General features: G+C 67.2%; 13 protein-coding genes, 1 tRNA gene and 1 pseudogene. 12 read left to right on the top strand and 3 right to left on the bottom strand.

The genetic code is table 11. The features are described 5' to 3' along the window. Window positions 1-79 precede the first annotated feature (79 nt). The 8 genes and pseudogenes from NVV57_12745 (at window position 80) to NVV57_12710 (ending at window position 5295) form a co-directional block, all read left to right on the top strand. On the top strand, window positions 80-772 hold the full coding sequence (locus NVV57_12745) for a hypothetical protein (protein MCR6713487.1): 693 nt from the start codon (window positions 80-82) through the stop codon (window positions 770-772). A 47-nt stretch (window positions 773-819) separates the two neighbouring features. Then, window positions 820-1068: pseudogene (locus tag NVV57_12740) on the top strand (ribbon-helix-helix domain-containing protein). Between the two features lie 198 nt (window positions 1069-1266). Continuing rightward, window positions 1267-1551, top strand: coding sequence for a hypothetical protein (locus NVV57_12735; GenBank protein ID MCR6713486.1), 285 nt, complete (start codon window positions 1267-1269; stop codon window positions 1549-1551). Between the two features lie 431 nt (window positions 1552-1982). Beyond that, window positions 1983-2216, top strand: a complete 234-nt coding sequence (locus tag NVV57_12730) for a hypothetical protein (protein MCR6713485.1) — start codon at window positions 1983-1985, stop codon at window positions 2214-2216. Window positions 2217-2307: 91 nt separating this feature from the next. After that, the gene (locus NVV57_12725) at window positions 2308-2817 is read left to right on the top strand and encodes a hypothetical protein (GenBank protein MCR6713484.1); all 510 of its coding nucleotides are present in this window, start codon (window positions 2308-2310) and stop codon (window positions 2815-2817) included. 95 nt (window positions 2818-2912) lie between these two features. Then, on the top strand, window positions 2913-3914 hold the full coding sequence (locus NVV57_12720; protein MCR6713483.1) for a hypothetical protein: 1002 nt from the start codon (window positions 2913-2915) through the stop codon (window positions 3912-3914). 725 nt (window positions 3915-4639) lie between these two features. After that, window positions 4640-4882 (top strand): Arc family DNA-binding protein, encoded by a 243-nt coding sequence (locus NVV57_12715; protein ID MCR6713482.1) that lies wholly within the window; start codon window positions 4640-4642, stop codon window positions 4880-4882. Window positions 4883-4884: 2 nt separating this feature from the next. After that, entirely contained in the window at window positions 4885-5295 is a 411-nt protein-coding gene (locus NVV57_12710) for a type II toxin-antitoxin system VapC family toxin (protein MCR6713481.1), read from the top strand. A 40-nt stretch (window positions 5296-5335) separates the two neighbouring features. On the opposite strand, the gene NVV57_12705 is transcribed toward NVV57_12710, so the two are convergent. Beyond that, window positions 5336-5863: a barstar family protein gene (locus NVV57_12705; protein ID MCR6713480.1), complete on the bottom strand. Its 528-nt coding sequence runs from the start codon at window positions 5861-5863 to the stop codon at window positions 5336-5338. Between the two features lie 95 nt (window positions 5864-5958). Here NVV57_12705 and NVV57_12700 point away from each other — a divergent pair, with 95 nt between their 5' ends. The 3 genes from NVV57_12700 (at window position 5959) to NVV57_12690 (ending at window position 10435) form a co-directional block, all read left to right on the top strand. Beyond that, window positions 5959-9315, top strand: a complete 3357-nt coding sequence (locus tag NVV57_12700) for an error-prone DNA polymerase (GenBank protein ID MCR6713479.1) — start codon at window positions 5959-5961, stop codon at window positions 9313-9315. A 26-nt stretch (window positions 9316-9341) separates the two neighbouring features. Continuing rightward, window positions 9342-10223, top strand: a complete 882-nt coding sequence (gene ligD / locus NVV57_12695; GenBank protein MCR6713478.1) for a non-homologous end-joining DNA ligase — start codon at window positions 9342-9344, stop codon at window positions 10221-10223. Between the two features lie 65 nt (window positions 10224-10288). Then, window positions 10289-10435: a GPGG-motif small membrane protein gene (locus NVV57_12690; protein ID MCR6713477.1), complete on the top strand. Its 147-nt coding sequence runs from the start codon at window positions 10289-10291 to the stop codon at window positions 10433-10435. Between the two features lie 156 nt (window positions 10436-10591). Here the strand turns inward: NVV57_12690 and NVV57_12685 are convergent, their stop codons facing one another. Together NVV57_12685 and NVV57_12680 are read right to left on the bottom strand one after the other, a co-directional pair. Continuing rightward, complete coding sequence (locus NVV57_12685; protein MCR6713476.1) at window positions 10592-12811, bottom strand: sodium-translocating pyrophosphatase; 2220 nt, start codon at window positions 12809-12811, stop codon at window positions 10592-10594. Window positions 12812-12827: 16 nt separating this feature from the next. After that, window positions 12828-13604 (bottom strand): hypothetical protein, encoded by a 777-nt coding sequence (locus tag NVV57_12680; GenBank protein ID MCR6713475.1) that lies wholly within the window; start codon window positions 13602-13604, stop codon window positions 12828-12830. Window positions 13605-13994: 390 nt separating this feature from the next. On the opposite strand from NVV57_12680, the gene NVV57_12675 reads away from it, so the two are divergent. Next, window positions 13995-14078 (top strand) — tRNA-Leu (locus NVV57_12675). The last annotated feature ends 67 nt before the right edge of the window (window positions 14079-14145 follow it).

Below are 14145 nucleotides of genomic sequence, written 5' to 3'. Positions count from 1 at the left end.
CAGGGGCGCTGGCCTCGGGCTCGCGCATGTCACACCCAGGTGCCATAATCGAACATATGTTCGAATGATGGGAGGGGTCATGGACGCCACTCTTCAGTCCGCGCGCCTCGAGAAGGCCAGGGCGGCGCTCGCCGCCGTGCAGACGCGGGTTGGTACTAGTAGGGAGTGTTGGGACGCGCCAACGCTTCCCCTTGCCCCCGCACTGTCCGACGCTCTGCCCACCGGCCTCCGTCGCGGCCAGGTGGTCGCGGTGCAGGGTTCGACGTCCCTGGTGCTCGCGCTGGTGGCGGAGGCGTCTCGCGAGGGCTCGTGGACTGCGATGATCGGGATGCCGAGCGTTGGCGTGGTCGCGGCCGCGCGCAGGGGGATCGAGCTCGCGCGGCTCGCGCTGGTTCCGCATCCGGGGGCGCAGGCACCGGCCGTTGCGGGCGCGTGCGTCGACGGCATGGAGGTGGTGGTGCTGGGACCGCGGCTCGCGCTCAACGACGCGGATCGGCGGCGGTTGGCTGCTCGCGCGCGAGAGCGGGGAGCTGTTCTCATCAGTGCCGGCCCGTGGGATGGGGCACACGTGAACTTGGCCGTTGTCGAGTCCGCCTGGCGAGGGCTCGGCGCGGGTGACGGCCGACTGCGCGCTCGGGATCTGCTCGTGGAGGTGACCTCCCGCGCGGGAGGCCAGCCCCGGCGCGTCGCCCTGGTGCTTGACGCCGACGTGATGCTGCGGAGCGAAAGCCGAGCCAGCGTCGGGCAGGCAAGCTTGGAGGGGGCGGCGTGACGCGGCAGGGACTAGAAGCGGTTGCAATATCGTATTACATTAAAGGCATGGACGAGCGCGAGGGCATCAGCGGGGCACCTGTCACCGACGAGCAGATTGCGGCCTGGGCCGACGAGGCTGAGGCCGGATACGACGTTGCGGCACTGAAGAAGCGCGGCCGTGGCCGCCCGGGTCGCGGAAACGAGCCGTCGACGGTGGTCACGCTGCGCCTCACCGCAGAGGAACTTGCGGTGCTCGATGCGCGAGCGGAACGCGAGGGGAGAACGCGTTCCGAGGTGATTCGCGACGCGCTCGCAGCTCCCACCCCTGAACAGCAGGCCGAGGTTGAGCGTCGGGTGGCCGAACTCAAGGCGAATCCTGAACTGGGGATGACGATAGACGAGGCGATCGCAGCGGCTCGCAAGCTTCCGACCCAGAGCGAGACGCACTCGATGCTCTCGGATCGGACCGAACCGCTTTGACAAGTTAACTTGTCGCCAGCCTAGAATGGCAGCATGCCTCGCTCGCTTGAAGATCTCATCGCGAACGCGGACTCGCTCGCGGATGCGTTCGAAGCCTACGAGCCGAATCCCGAGGACTTCGACGCCCCTATGCCACCCCTGATGGTCGTCAAACTCGCGGCGTTCCGTCGCGCGCAGGCTGAGAAAGATTTGGCGGACGCGATCTCCAAGGGGCGCGAGGCCGGGCTGTCATGGCGCGAGCTTGGAGAGGCCATCGGCACCTCAGGAGAGGCCGTGCGGCAGCGGTATGCAGGAATCGCAGTACCCACTGTCGAGTAGCAGGCAGAGGTCGAGCGCCGGGTGGCCGAGCTCAGGGCGAATCCGGAGCTTGGGCTCACGATTGATGAGATCATCGCGGCGGCTCGCGCACTTCTCCGATGACCATGAGGCCGTACCTAAATCCGGCCACCGGATGGGCGCAAGCCGCAAATCTGACTAGCTTCAGTCTCAGCATGCGCCGGGGCCGGATCGGCGGTACGGTGCAGAGACGAGCCCAATCACGGGTTCGGGCAAGGCCTCTCTGAGGGGGGGGGCATGAACACGAGAGAGAGGTAACTGACATGCGAGCAAACGTTCGCCCGATGGGGTTCGGTCGGAAGGCCGGAAGTGTCGTCGTTATTGCATTGTTGGGGGTTGCATTCGTTGCGGGCCCCGCGAGTGCAGGTTCTGGGACGATCGACTGCAACGGAACTGACCGTCCAATCAGCAACGTGAACGACGGCCCCAATCATTCCACGGCGAAGACCGCGTCCAACGGCTCATGCGGAGTCGTCAAGATCTCGTCGAGGATCTACGTGGGCGGGAGTGTCTATGCATGGGACTCCCCCGAGAACTTCGGCACTACGTCCGGCGTCAAGTTGCACCAAGTGTCGGCGACGCTCTCTCAGTCGAAGCACTACTGGGACTTCCTTGGGAATCCGACCTCCAAGATCCTCAGTGTCTAGACGCGCGCTAGGCACTTTGGCTGCAGCATCACTGATCGTTCTTGCTGGCTGTGGTGCGGATGGGCCGCAACCGAGTTCATCAACAGGCGGCATGTCTATCGCCAAGTACGTCGAAGCCGCACAGGCAAACGGAGCCGACGAGCAACAGATTGAGGTGCTCGAGCGTGCGCGTGATCGCGGAGAGGTGACGTTCGAGGACCTCAATGAGCTGGCCGAACTCACCAAGCAATGCCTGAGGGATGCAGGATTCACGGTGATGGACAAGGACCCGCGTGAAGTTGTGCCGGGTTCAGGTCTGCGGATCCCCTACTACCTCTCGGTTCAGCCGGATGGCATGAGTGACAAGACGGCCAACGAGGTCATGGACGACTGTTCCATGCGCTTTGACAACTGGGCCAGCGCTGCGTTCGCCGACCAGCCCACCGTGGTCGATGCTTACAACAACCAGTGGGACACCCCCGAAGTGCGAGCCTGCCTAAAGGAACACGGATACCAGATCGACGCTGATATGACTGGCACGGAGTTGAACAACCTCTCGATGGAGGATTGGGAGGCTCATGCCAGCGATCCGAACTATCAGACGTGTGATCCGATTGGGTAGTCACTTCACGTAGGACTGGTCGATGTCACTGGCCAATGCCATAATCGAACACATGTTCGAACGGCTCGGCAGTGACGCGCGGCAGGGAGCGCGCCATGACCACCCCCGTGGTCGCCACCACCCGCCGCGCCGTGCTGTGGGTGCCCGACTGGCCCGTCGTCGCCGCGGCCGCGGAGGCCGGGCTGAGCCCCAGCGCGCCCGCCGCGGTGCTCTACGGCCGCGGCATGGTCGCGGTCTCGGCGTCCGCCCGTGCCGCCGGGGTCAGGCGCGGCCAGCGCAAGCGCCTCGCGCAGCGCGCATGCCCCGACATCACGATCCTCCCGTACGACGAGGTCCGCGACGCCCGTGCCTTCGAGGCCGTCGCGGCCGCCGCCGAGGACGTGGTCGCGGGCGTCGAGATCTCGCGGCCGGGCATGCTCATGATCCCCGCGGACGGCGCGGCACGTTTCCACGGCTCTGAGGAGGCGCTCGCCGAGGCGCTCGTCAGCGCGGTCGCGGAGCTCGCCGGCTGCGAAAGCTCAGTAGGAGCGGCCGACGGCCTGCTCGCGGCGGTGCTCGCGGCCAGGGCGTCTGTGCTCATCCCAGCGGGGGAGTCGGCGGCGTTCCTCGCGCCACACCCCATCGGCACGCTCGCCCTCGCGGCGATGGAGCGCACCAAGCGCGAGGCGGTGGAGGACCTGGTTTCCGTGCTCACGCGGCTCGGCATCGAGACGCTCGGCGCATTCACGGCGCTGCCGTTCCCCGACGTCCTCGCGCGCTTTGGGCCGGTTGGCGCGTGGGCGCATCGCGTCGCTCGCGGCGAGGATGTCGCACCCCCGTGCTGCGCCGCGCGGAGGAGGACATCGCGGTCGAGTACGTCTTCGAAGAGCCCGCCCAGAATTCCGAGCAGCTCGTCCCCGTGGCACGCCTGCTCGCCGAGCGGTTGGATGCCGCCCTGCTCGATGCCGGCATGCGCTGCGGCAAGGTGCGCATCGTCGCTGGTACGGAGCGCGGTCAGCAACTGGAGCGGGTGTGGCGCACTGACGTTGGGGCAAGGGCGGGCGCCTTCGCCAACCACATGGCCGACCGCGTCCGCTGGCAGCTCGAGGGCTGGCTGAGCGGCACCTCGGAGGGCCCGGAGCGCTCGGGGCTGACGAGTCTGGGCGTGGTCGCGGAGGACGTGGTGCCTTTGGGATCCGAGCAGTCCTATTTGTGGGGCGGCGTCTCCGGCGCGGACTCGCGCGCGCAGCGCACGCTTGAGCGCGTCCAGGGTCTGCTCGGGCCCGACGGTGTGCTCGCCGTTCGCGAGCAAGGCGGCCGATCTCCGCGAGAGCGGGTATTGGCGTTGCCTTGGGGTCAAGAGGCGGCCGAGTCCCGGCCGCTCGCTCATCCTTGGCCAGGGGGCATTCCGGATCCGGCGCCCGCGACCGTGCTCGCCACCCCTGCCCCCGTTGAGGTGCTCGACGCGGGCGGCACCCCCGTGACCGTCGACCGCCGCCTCGCGATCAGCGCGCCGCCAACGTGGGTGCGCCTCGAAGCCGACCCCAACGACGAGCGAGCGCGCGCCGCGAACCGGCACCCAGCGTCGGGCCATGTGGGGCAAGTGAAGGCGCCGGTGTGGGACCGGCCGCGGCCCGTGGAGGCGTGGGCGGGGCCGTGGCCCATTGCGCAGCGGTGGTGGAGCGGCGACGCGTCCAGGGGGCGTACCTGCAGGTGTCGCTCGGCGATCGAGCGGTACTCGTGGCCTTCAAGGGCGGGCAGTGGATGCTCGAGGCGGTGTATGACTAGCAAGACCGAACGGATGCGCGCTAGCAATGCTAGCATTGCTGTCAGGAGGCAAGCCATGGCCACACTGACGATTCGCAATCTGCCCGAGGAGACCAGGCGCGCGCTCAAGGAGCGCGCGGCCCGGCATGACCGCTCCATGGAGGCTGAGGTGAGGGAGATTCTTCAAGATGCCGTCGCGTCCCAGGGTGCCAATGCCGGTCAACGGTGGCTCGATGCGATGGCTGAGATCCGCGCACTGGGTGGCGTTGAGCTCGAGATTCCGGCACGCGAGGTGACCCAACCGGTTGAGTTCGACTGACCGTGATCATCCTTGACACCAACGTTCTCAGCGAGACGATGCGCACCGAGCCTGATGAGGCGGTGACCTCGTGGTTTGCGCAACACAGTGCCGAGGTCGCCACAACCGCGATCACGGTCGCGGAGCTGCGCTATGGAGTCGCGAGGCTGCCCGAGGGCGTACGCAAGCGGGCGCTCACAGCAGTTCTCGACGCGGGCCTCGCGGGCATTCCTGTGCTGTCTTTCGGGGAGCTGGAAGCCTTCGCATTCGCCACGATCCGCGCCGCACTAGAGGCGGCGGGGATGAATTCCGGCTCGCTCGACGTCCAGATCGCTGCGATAGCGGCAACGGGTGGCCACGCGCTTGCAACGCGCAACGTCAAGCACTTTGAGGGCGCTGGGATTGCCGTCATGAACCCCTGGACGGACGGTTGAGCGAATCCGCAGGAACGGCACCCCGGTGAACTTCTCTCAGTTACAGCTCTCTGGAAGTGTCGAGCCACTCGCGTCCGTTCCAACGCGGTGTGATCGCACCGACTGGATCTAGGACCAGGTTCGGGTCGTCGGATTGCAGCAAGATCAGAATTCTCCGACCGAAACGCATGGCGAACGCCGCTTGACCTGCGAAGATCTCAAGCGCTAGGTGCGCGGTGGCTCTGTCGTCCCGCACGAACCCATCGAAGTTCCTTAGGACTAGTGCGAGTCCGGCCGCCTCGGCTCCTATGCCATATTCCCCACACGCGACACCGAACATGCAGTCGTTGAGAGCGTCGAGGTTGTTGCCGTAGTACGCAGGGAAACTGAGGGCGTGCGCCAGATCTCGGTGCATCTGCGCCGGCTCACCCCATTCGGCTGCGACGAGTGAGACGACGTCGTAGCCGTTGTCGCCAAGCCATGAAATTGCGGCTTCCAAGACCTCCGCACGCCAGAACAGCGTTGGCCCACCCGCCAACTCGAAGTCGAGGGGGTGGGTGAAGATTGCATCTTCGTCAAAGGCCGCCATGCGTTCTATCTTTGCCGATCCGAGGTTCGATGGCTCGCAGACTTCGCGCAGTCGCAGGTGTCACGTGCAAGTGCCATAATCGAACATATGTTCGAATGGATGGGATCGCTGGTGGCGCGCTGATGGAGGTCATCGACTACGCCGAGCTGCACTCGCACACGGCCTTCAGCTTCCTCGACGGGGCCAGCCAGCCGGAGGAGATGGCGGCGGAAGCAGGCCGTTTGGGGCTCAGTGCGCTCGCCATCACCGACCACGACGGGTTGTACGGGGTTGTCAGATTCGCCCAGGCGGCACGCTCCATCGGCCTGCCAACCGTGTTCGGCTCCGAGCTCAGCCTCGCCCTTAGCGACAATCGCGGGCGGCCGATCCTCGACGCCCCCACCGAGGCTCCCGACCCCCGCGCACAGCACCTGGTGGTGCTCGCACGCGGCGCCGCCGGCTACGCGCGCCTCAGCCGCGCGATCGGCCTGGCACACCTCGCCACCGGCGAGAAGGGCCGCTCGCACTACACGCTCGAGGGGCTCGCGGAGGCCGGCGGCGGCGAGTTCCTCATCCTCACAGGTTGTCGCAAAGGCTCCGTTCGCCGTGCCTTAGGCGGCGGCGTCCTCGGCGGCCCACCCGTCACGGCCGACGGGATGGTCGCCGCCCGCTCAGAACTAGACAAACTCGTGGCCCTGTTTGGGCGCGACAACGTGGCGGTGGAGATCACAGACAGCGGCTCGCCTTTTGATTCGGAGGTGGCCGACGCCCTGGCTGATTTGGCCTTCGACGCCCAGCTGCCACTCGTGGCCACCACGAACGCCCACTACGCGAACCCCCGTGACGCCGATCTAGCAGGGGCATTGTCTGCCATAAGGTCGCGCTCGAGTCTCGACGACATGGACGGCTGGTTGCCCGGCAGTCCAGGCCAACACCTCCGCAGCGCGGGGGAGATGATGTACCGGCACCGCCGCCACCCGCAGGCGGTGACCACGGCGGCAAGGCTCGGCGCCGAATGCGCCTTCGACCTCTCCCTCGTCGCCCCCAAGCTCCCGCCCTACCCCGTCCCGGAGGGGCACACCGAGGCGACGTGGCTGCGGGAGCTGACCTACCGCGGCGCAAGAGAGCGCTATGGGCCCCCAGACAGGGAACGCGTCAAGGGCGCATGGAAGCAGATCGAGCACGAGCTCGCCGTCATCGAGGCCCTGGACTTTCCCGGCTACTTCCTCATCGTCAACGACATCGTCGCGTTCTGCCGCAAGTCCGACATCCTCTGCCAGGGACGGGGGAGCGCCGCCAACTCCGCCGTCTGCTACGCACTGGGAGTCACCGCGGTCGACGCCGTGACGCATGGCCTGCTCTTCGAGCGCTTCCTCGCCCCCGAGCGCGACGGCCCACCAGACATCGATGTCGACATCGAGTCCGACCGCCGCGAGGAGGTCATCCAGCACGTCTTCGCCCGCCATGGGCGCATCAATGCCGCAATGGTGGCCAACGTCATCCAATACCGACCCCGCTCGGCGGTACGTGACGCGGCAAGGGCACTGGGCTACGGCGTCGGGCAGCAAGACGCGTGGTCAACGTCGATAGACCGCTGGAGCGCGCTCAGGGTGCCGGTGGAGGCGCAAGAGCAGTGGGCGGCCCAGCAGCGTGACGCGATGTGGCCGGACCCTCCTCCGGCGCAGGATCTGGACCACATCCCGGAACCGGTATTGGACCTGGCAGATCGCCTCATGCGCCTCCCGAGACACCTGGGCATCCACCCCGGCGGCATGGTGCTGTGTGACCGCCCCGTCATCGACGTATGCCCCGTGGAGTGGGCGCGCATGCCCGGCCGCACCGTGCTGCAGTGGGACAAGGACGACTGCGCGGACGCGGGCCTCGTGAAGTTCGACCTCCTTGGCCTTGGCATGCTCTCGGCCCTGAAATACGCGTTCCGGTACATCCGCGAGACCGAGGGGGAGCAATCGGGAGGCACCGTGCTCGGCCTCCACGACCTCCCGCAAGAGGACCAGGCCGTCTACGACCTCCTGTGCGCCGCGGACACCGTGGGCGTGTTCCAGGTGGAGTCCCGTGCGCAGATGGCCACGCTCCCGCGACTGAGGCCACGAAAGTTCTACGACATCGTCGTTGAGGTTGCGCTCATCCGCCCCGGTCCCATCCAGGGCGGCTCGGTGCACCCGTACATCAATCGCGCGCGGGGTCGCGAGGAGATCACCTACTTGCATCCGCTGCTGGAAAAGTCCCTGAGCAAGACCCTGGGCGTCCCGCTGTTCCAGGAGCAGCTCATGCAGATGGCGATGGATTGTGCGGGCTTCGACGGCGCGCTGGCCGATCAACTCAGAAGAGCGATGGGCTCCAAGCGCAGCCCCGAGCGCATGGAGGCCCTCCGCGCGCGCTTCATGGTGGGCGCAAACGAGCGCGGTATCACCGCGGACGTTGCCCACCAGATCTTCGACAAGCTCAAGGCCTTCAGCGACTTCGGCTTCCCCGAGTCCCACTCGTTCAGCTTCGCGTACCTCGTCTACGCCTCCAGTTGGCTCAAGGTCCACAAGCCCGCGGCCTTCTACGCGGGGCTTTTGGCCGCGCAGCCCATGGGCTTCTACTCGCCGCAGTCGCTCGCCGCGGATGCCCGACGCCATGGCCAGGTCATCCTGCGGCCGTGCGTTTCGCGCTCGGAGGCTTTGGCGGTGGTCGAGCGGCTCGAGTCGCCGTTTGAGATTCCCGGGGAGGTGCGCCAGGACATGGCCGGGTTGGTCAACGTGGATCGCACCCTCGCTGTGCGGATGGGGCTGGCGTCGGTCCGGGGGATAGGGACGGAGGTGGCGCAGGCCATTGTGGATGCCCGCACCGCCGGCCCATTCGCCTCGCTCCTCGACATGGCCCGCCGCGTGAAACTGAGCACCGCGCAATGGGAGACCCTCGCCACCGCCGGAGCCCTCGAGAGCCTAGGCGTGACGAGGCGAGAAGCCCTGTGGGCGTCGGGCGTGCTGTCGCAAGAGGGGCCGGACACCCTGCCCGGCGTCGTCACCGGGGTGGAAGCCCCGCAACTACCAGGTATGACGGATGTGGAGATGGCTGTGGCTGATGTGTGGGCGTCGGGGGTTTCGGCGGATGTGTACCCCACGGTGTTCGTGCGCGAGGGGCTCGACGCGAATGGCGTGCTGCGCGTGGGCGACGTGATCGCGCACGAGTCGGATCGTCGCGTGAGAGTCGCGGGAGTCGTCACCCACCGCCAGCGCCCAGGCACCGCCAAGGGCGTGACGTTCCTGTCGCTTGAGGACGAGACGGGCTTCCTCAACGTCATCTGCTCGCAGACCGTGTGGAAGCGGTACCAGGCGGTCGCCAGGCGTTCCCCGGCGCTCGTCATTCGCGGCATGATCGAGCGCGCGGACGGCGCGACCAACCTGGTCGCCGAGCACATCGCGCCGCTCAGCCTCAAGGTGCCGAGCAAGAGCCGCGACTTCCGCTAGGGCCTATTGGGGCGCACGATGGGTGGATGACGGACTCGGTGAAGGTTGACGGCCGCGACGTGCGCTTCACGCACCCGGACAAGGTCATGTATCCCTCAACCGGCCTCACCAAGCAGGGCGTGCTCGACTACTACCTGGCCGTGGCGTCGGCCCTCATCCCGCTCGCCAAAGACCGGCCGGTGACGCGAAAGCGCTGGATGGACGGCGTCGGGACGGCAGAGAAGCCCGGCAAGGTGTTCTTTCACAAGGACATCGACAACGACGCCCCCGATTGGATTCACACGCACACGATCGAGCACGACGACCACACCAACGCCTACCCGCTCATCGACTCGCCCGCGGTGCTCGCGTTCTACGTGCAGCACAACGCGCTCGAGTTTCACGTGCCGCAATGGCGCTTTGGCCCGCGCGGGGCGAGGCGGAACCCGGACCGGATCGTCTTTGACCTGGACCCTGGTGAGGGTGCCACCGCCGAGCAGCTCGTGGAACTCGCGGTGCTGCTTCGAGATCGCCTCCGCGACGACCACATCGAGACCGTCCCGGTGCCGAGCGGGTCCAAGGGCATTCACCTGTACGGCGCGCTCGACGGCAAGCGCGACTCGGACACCATCACCGAGTACGGCCACGCGCTCGCGTCCGCTCTCGAAGAGGAGCGCCCGGACCTGGTCGTCACGAACATCCGTAAGGCCGTGCGGGCGGGTCGGATCCTCATCGACTGGAGCCAGAACAGGGCCGCGAAGACCACCGTCACCCCCTACTCGCTTAGGGGGCGGCTGAGGCCAACTGTCGCGTGCCCGCAGACGTGGGAAGAGCTCCAGAGCGGGCTCTCACAGAAAACTTCCGAACAGGCCATTTACCTGCTGAAACAGCGTCCCTGCCCGCTGCTCGCGCTCATGGGCGGGGAATAGTCCCACGACCCGCGGCGGTTGCCCCTAACGACAGAAGCAAGACCAGATCGAACAAGGGAGCCACCATGTGGACCACTATTTTGTTCATTGCGGCCGTGATTCTCGTTATCGCCGGGATCGTGCGGATCGTGCAGAAGGACGTCCTGTGGGGCGTCGTACTGATCGTGCTCGGCCTGCTCGTGGGCCCGGGAGGCGTCAGCATCCTGAGTTGACGCTCGGCAACTAGAGGGACTGAACGCGCGAACGTCCCTGTGGAGCCTGAGAATTCACGCTCCACAGGGACGTTCGTTCACGTGGTCCCTGCCTTTGCCCGACGCTGGGGCCAGGTGGGCGCCGAACCCGGCCGCGGCGTCGGGCAGGCAAGACGCTCAAAGCAGGTGAATCGCCACCGTGACCCCGGCGACCACGATCGCCTCCATCGACATGAGCTTCACGAGGATGTTGAGCGACGGGCCCGAGGTGTCCTTGAACGGGTCTCCAACCGTGTCGCCGATGACCGCGGCCTTGTGGGCGTCCGAGCCCTTGCCGCCGTGGTGGCCCTCCTCGATGTACTTCTTGGCGTTGTCCCACGCGCCGCCGGAGTTCGCCATGAACATCGACAGCGAGAATCCCGCGACCGCGCCTCCCGCGAGGAGGCCAAGCACGCCCGGAACCCCGAACACGAGACCCATGAGGATGGGCGTCGCGATCGCGAGGATCGACGGCAGCATCATCTCCCGCTGCGCGGCCTTGGTGGAGATCGAGACGCACCGGGCGTAGTCGGGCTCGGCGGTGCCGGCCATGATGCCTGGTATCTCACGGAACTGGCGGCGAACCTCGTCCACCATCTGACCCGCGGCGCGTCCAACGGCCTTCATCGTCATGCCGGAGAACACGAACGCGAGCATCGCGCCAATGAACATTCCGGCGACCACCTTGGGGTTGATGAGCACCACCTGGAAGCGCTCCATCATGTCCATGAGGGACAGGTCCCGCAGCGCATCCTGGGCGCCCGACGCCATGGTTGAGCCATCTGGGAACGTAAAGTCACCGCCCCGCTCCAGTACGCGGGAGATGCCGATCTTGACCTCCTCGATGTAGGACGCGAGCAGCGCGATGCCCGTGAGCGCCGCCGAGCCGATGGCGAAGCCCTTGCCTGTGGCCGCGGTCGTGTTGCCGATCGCGTCGAGGAGGTCGGTCCGCTGCCGCACCTCGGGCGGCAGGCCGCTCATCTCCGCGTTGCCGCCCGCGTTGTCCGCGATGGGGCCGTAGGCGTCGGTGGCGAGCGTGATGCCCAACGTGGAGAGCATTCCCACGGCGGCGATGCCGATCCCATAGAGTCCCGCGCCCATCGTGTCCGTGGTGAACCCGAACCCGGAGCCGAAGAAGTACGCGAGCGCCGTGCCCGTCACCACCGCGCCAACGGGGATTGCCACCGAGAGCATGCCTTCGCCAACCCCGGAGATGATGACCGTGGCCGGCCCGGTCTTGGACGCCGCGGCGATCCGCTTGGTGGGCGCGTAGCCCTGCGACGTGAAGTACTCGGCCGCGCGGCCGATGATGATTCCAGTGAGCAGGCCGGCGAGCAGCGCGAGCCACGTTCCCCACACATTGGGCACGTGCATGAGGTGCAGCACCCCTAGAGAGGCGAGCGCGATCATGGCGGCCGCGCCGTTGACCCCGCGGCCCAGCGAGGCGAGCAGCTCCTTGGGGGACGCTCCCTCCTGGGTTCGCACCAGGAACACGCCGATGATCGACAGCAGCGTGCCGAGCGCGCCGATCACCATGGGGGCGACCACGGCGCTGAGTTGAGCGTCGGTGCCGCTCCCTAGGTACGCGGCGGCGCCGAGCGCCGCGGAGGCGAGGATGACGCCCACGTAGGACTCGTAGAGGTCGGCGCCCATGCCGGCGACGTCGCCCACGTTGTCGCCCACGTTGTCGGCGATCGTCGCGGGGTTGCGGGGGTCATCCTCAGGGATGCCAGCCTCGATCTTGCCCACCAAGTCGGCCCCGACGTCGGCCGCTTTGGTGAAGATGCCGCCACCCACGCGGGCAAAGAGCGACTGCACGGCCGCACCCATGCCGAAGGTCAGCATCGTGGTGGTGATGATGACGATGTGGTGACCATCGGAGATGCCGTACACGCGTGACAGCACAAAGAACCACACGGCGATGTCGAAGAGCCCAAGGCCCACCACGGTCAGCCCCATGACGGCACCGGACCGGAAGGCGACGGTCAGCCCGCGATTGAGCGACTCTCGCGCCGCGTTCGCCGTGCGGGCGGACGCGTAGGTGGCGGTGCGCATGCCGATGAAGCCTGCGAGCCCGGAGAAGATGCCGCCCGTGAGGAACGCGAACGGCACCCACGGGTTCTGCATGTGGAGCACATAGGCGAGCACGACGAACACCGCGGTGAGGGACACGAGCACGATGCCCACCACCTTGTACTGCTGCTTGAGATAGGCGATGGCGCCCGCGCGCACGTGCGCGGCGATGCGCGTCATTGTCTCCGTGCCCTCGGACTCCTTCATCATCTGTCGGAAGAAGTAGTACGCGGCGCCGAGCGCCATGAGCGAGGCGACGGGAACGATCCAGAACCAGCTGGGCATGTGTCAAGGACCTCTCTCAGTGGCCGAAGGTGGACTGGGCCGAGCGCCACCAGGCGAGGTGCTCCCGCTCCAGCTCGTCGCGAGTGGGCAGGTAGAACGCCGTGATTCCGGCGGGATCGCCAACGAAGAACCCGTTGCGGATGGTGCGGAACAGCACCTCGCCCGTCATCTGGCGCAGCACGGTCTTGGTGGGGGAGCCGCCCGCATCGAGGTGGTGCAGGCAGTCCCGCAGGTGCCCGATGTTGGGATACGGCAGGTTGTCGATGTCCTGATGGTTGGGGTCGTTCTTCAGGTTGCCGAGAGTCAGCTCCGCGAACACGATGCGGGGCACGTTGATGGGCTGCGTGACGTCGGTGATGAAGGACGCGAACTCCGCGGGATTCAGCCGGGACACGACCCTGGGGCCAACGGGGCAGAACTCCTGGTAGAGGTGATTCCTCTTCTCGCCGTCCGGGATGAAGGGCGAGGCCTTGATCGTGAGCACGCGCCCGTCGTCGGTGGCCAGGTGCAGCGCCTTGAGCGCCTCGCGCGGCACGCGCTCGAGGACGCGATAGATGGAGGCGTACACCGATGTCTTGGGCCGCCCGTCCGGGTGCGGCACGCACTTCGCGTCGATCTCGGCGAGCGGGAACGCGCCAACGGGCAGTTTGTCGCGGTCGAGCGAGAAGTACACCGCCTGGCCCCGAGAGCGCTTCGCGGACCCGATGGCGTAGTACAGCCCAAAGTCCTCGGGCTCGAGCATGGAGGCGATCAGGGCCTCCGGAATCAGCGAAAGGTACAAGTGCGTAGGCATGGGATGCTCCGGGGCGACACCGACGTCGCAGGTCAGGGGGACCTCTAGTGACGCTAGTGACGCCCAGCACGTCCGACGGGGGACTTGGGTCCCGCGCAAGGCGACGGCCCTGCGGCGGTGGCCATAGCGTCGGCCCCGCGGGCCCCACCGGCCCCGTGGGCTCCGCCGGCCCCGTGGGCTCCGCACGGAAGCAGTGACGGGTGGGACCGGCGGCGCGCGTCCCCGCTCACACCGCTTCGTCACACGCGCCACTCGCGTCACACGTACCGTGCGGAGCCAAACGGGGGTGGCGCCACCGCGGCCCGACGCTGTGGCTGGCTTAGGAGGCCGCGCGGCCCGTGCTAACATTTCCTTCGCGCTAGGGCGCCCCAGCGGGCCCTGGTTCACCTCGTCCGGGTGGCGGAATGGCAGACGCGCTAGCTTGAGGTGCTAGTGCCCTTAACGGGCGTGGGGGTTCAAGTCCCCCTCCGGACACGACGTACGCGGCGGCCCCCGTGCCGCACCTCATCACGTCGGGTTTTGAACGCGGCGCCATTGTGCG

Source organism: Demequina sp., assembly GCA_024707205.1.
Classification (GTDB): Bacteria; Actinomycetota; Actinomycetes; order Actinomycetales; family Demequinaceae; genus Demequina.
The sequence above is the reverse complement of the archived record's forward strand: the minus strand, read 5'-3'. Positions and strand labels throughout refer to the sequence as shown.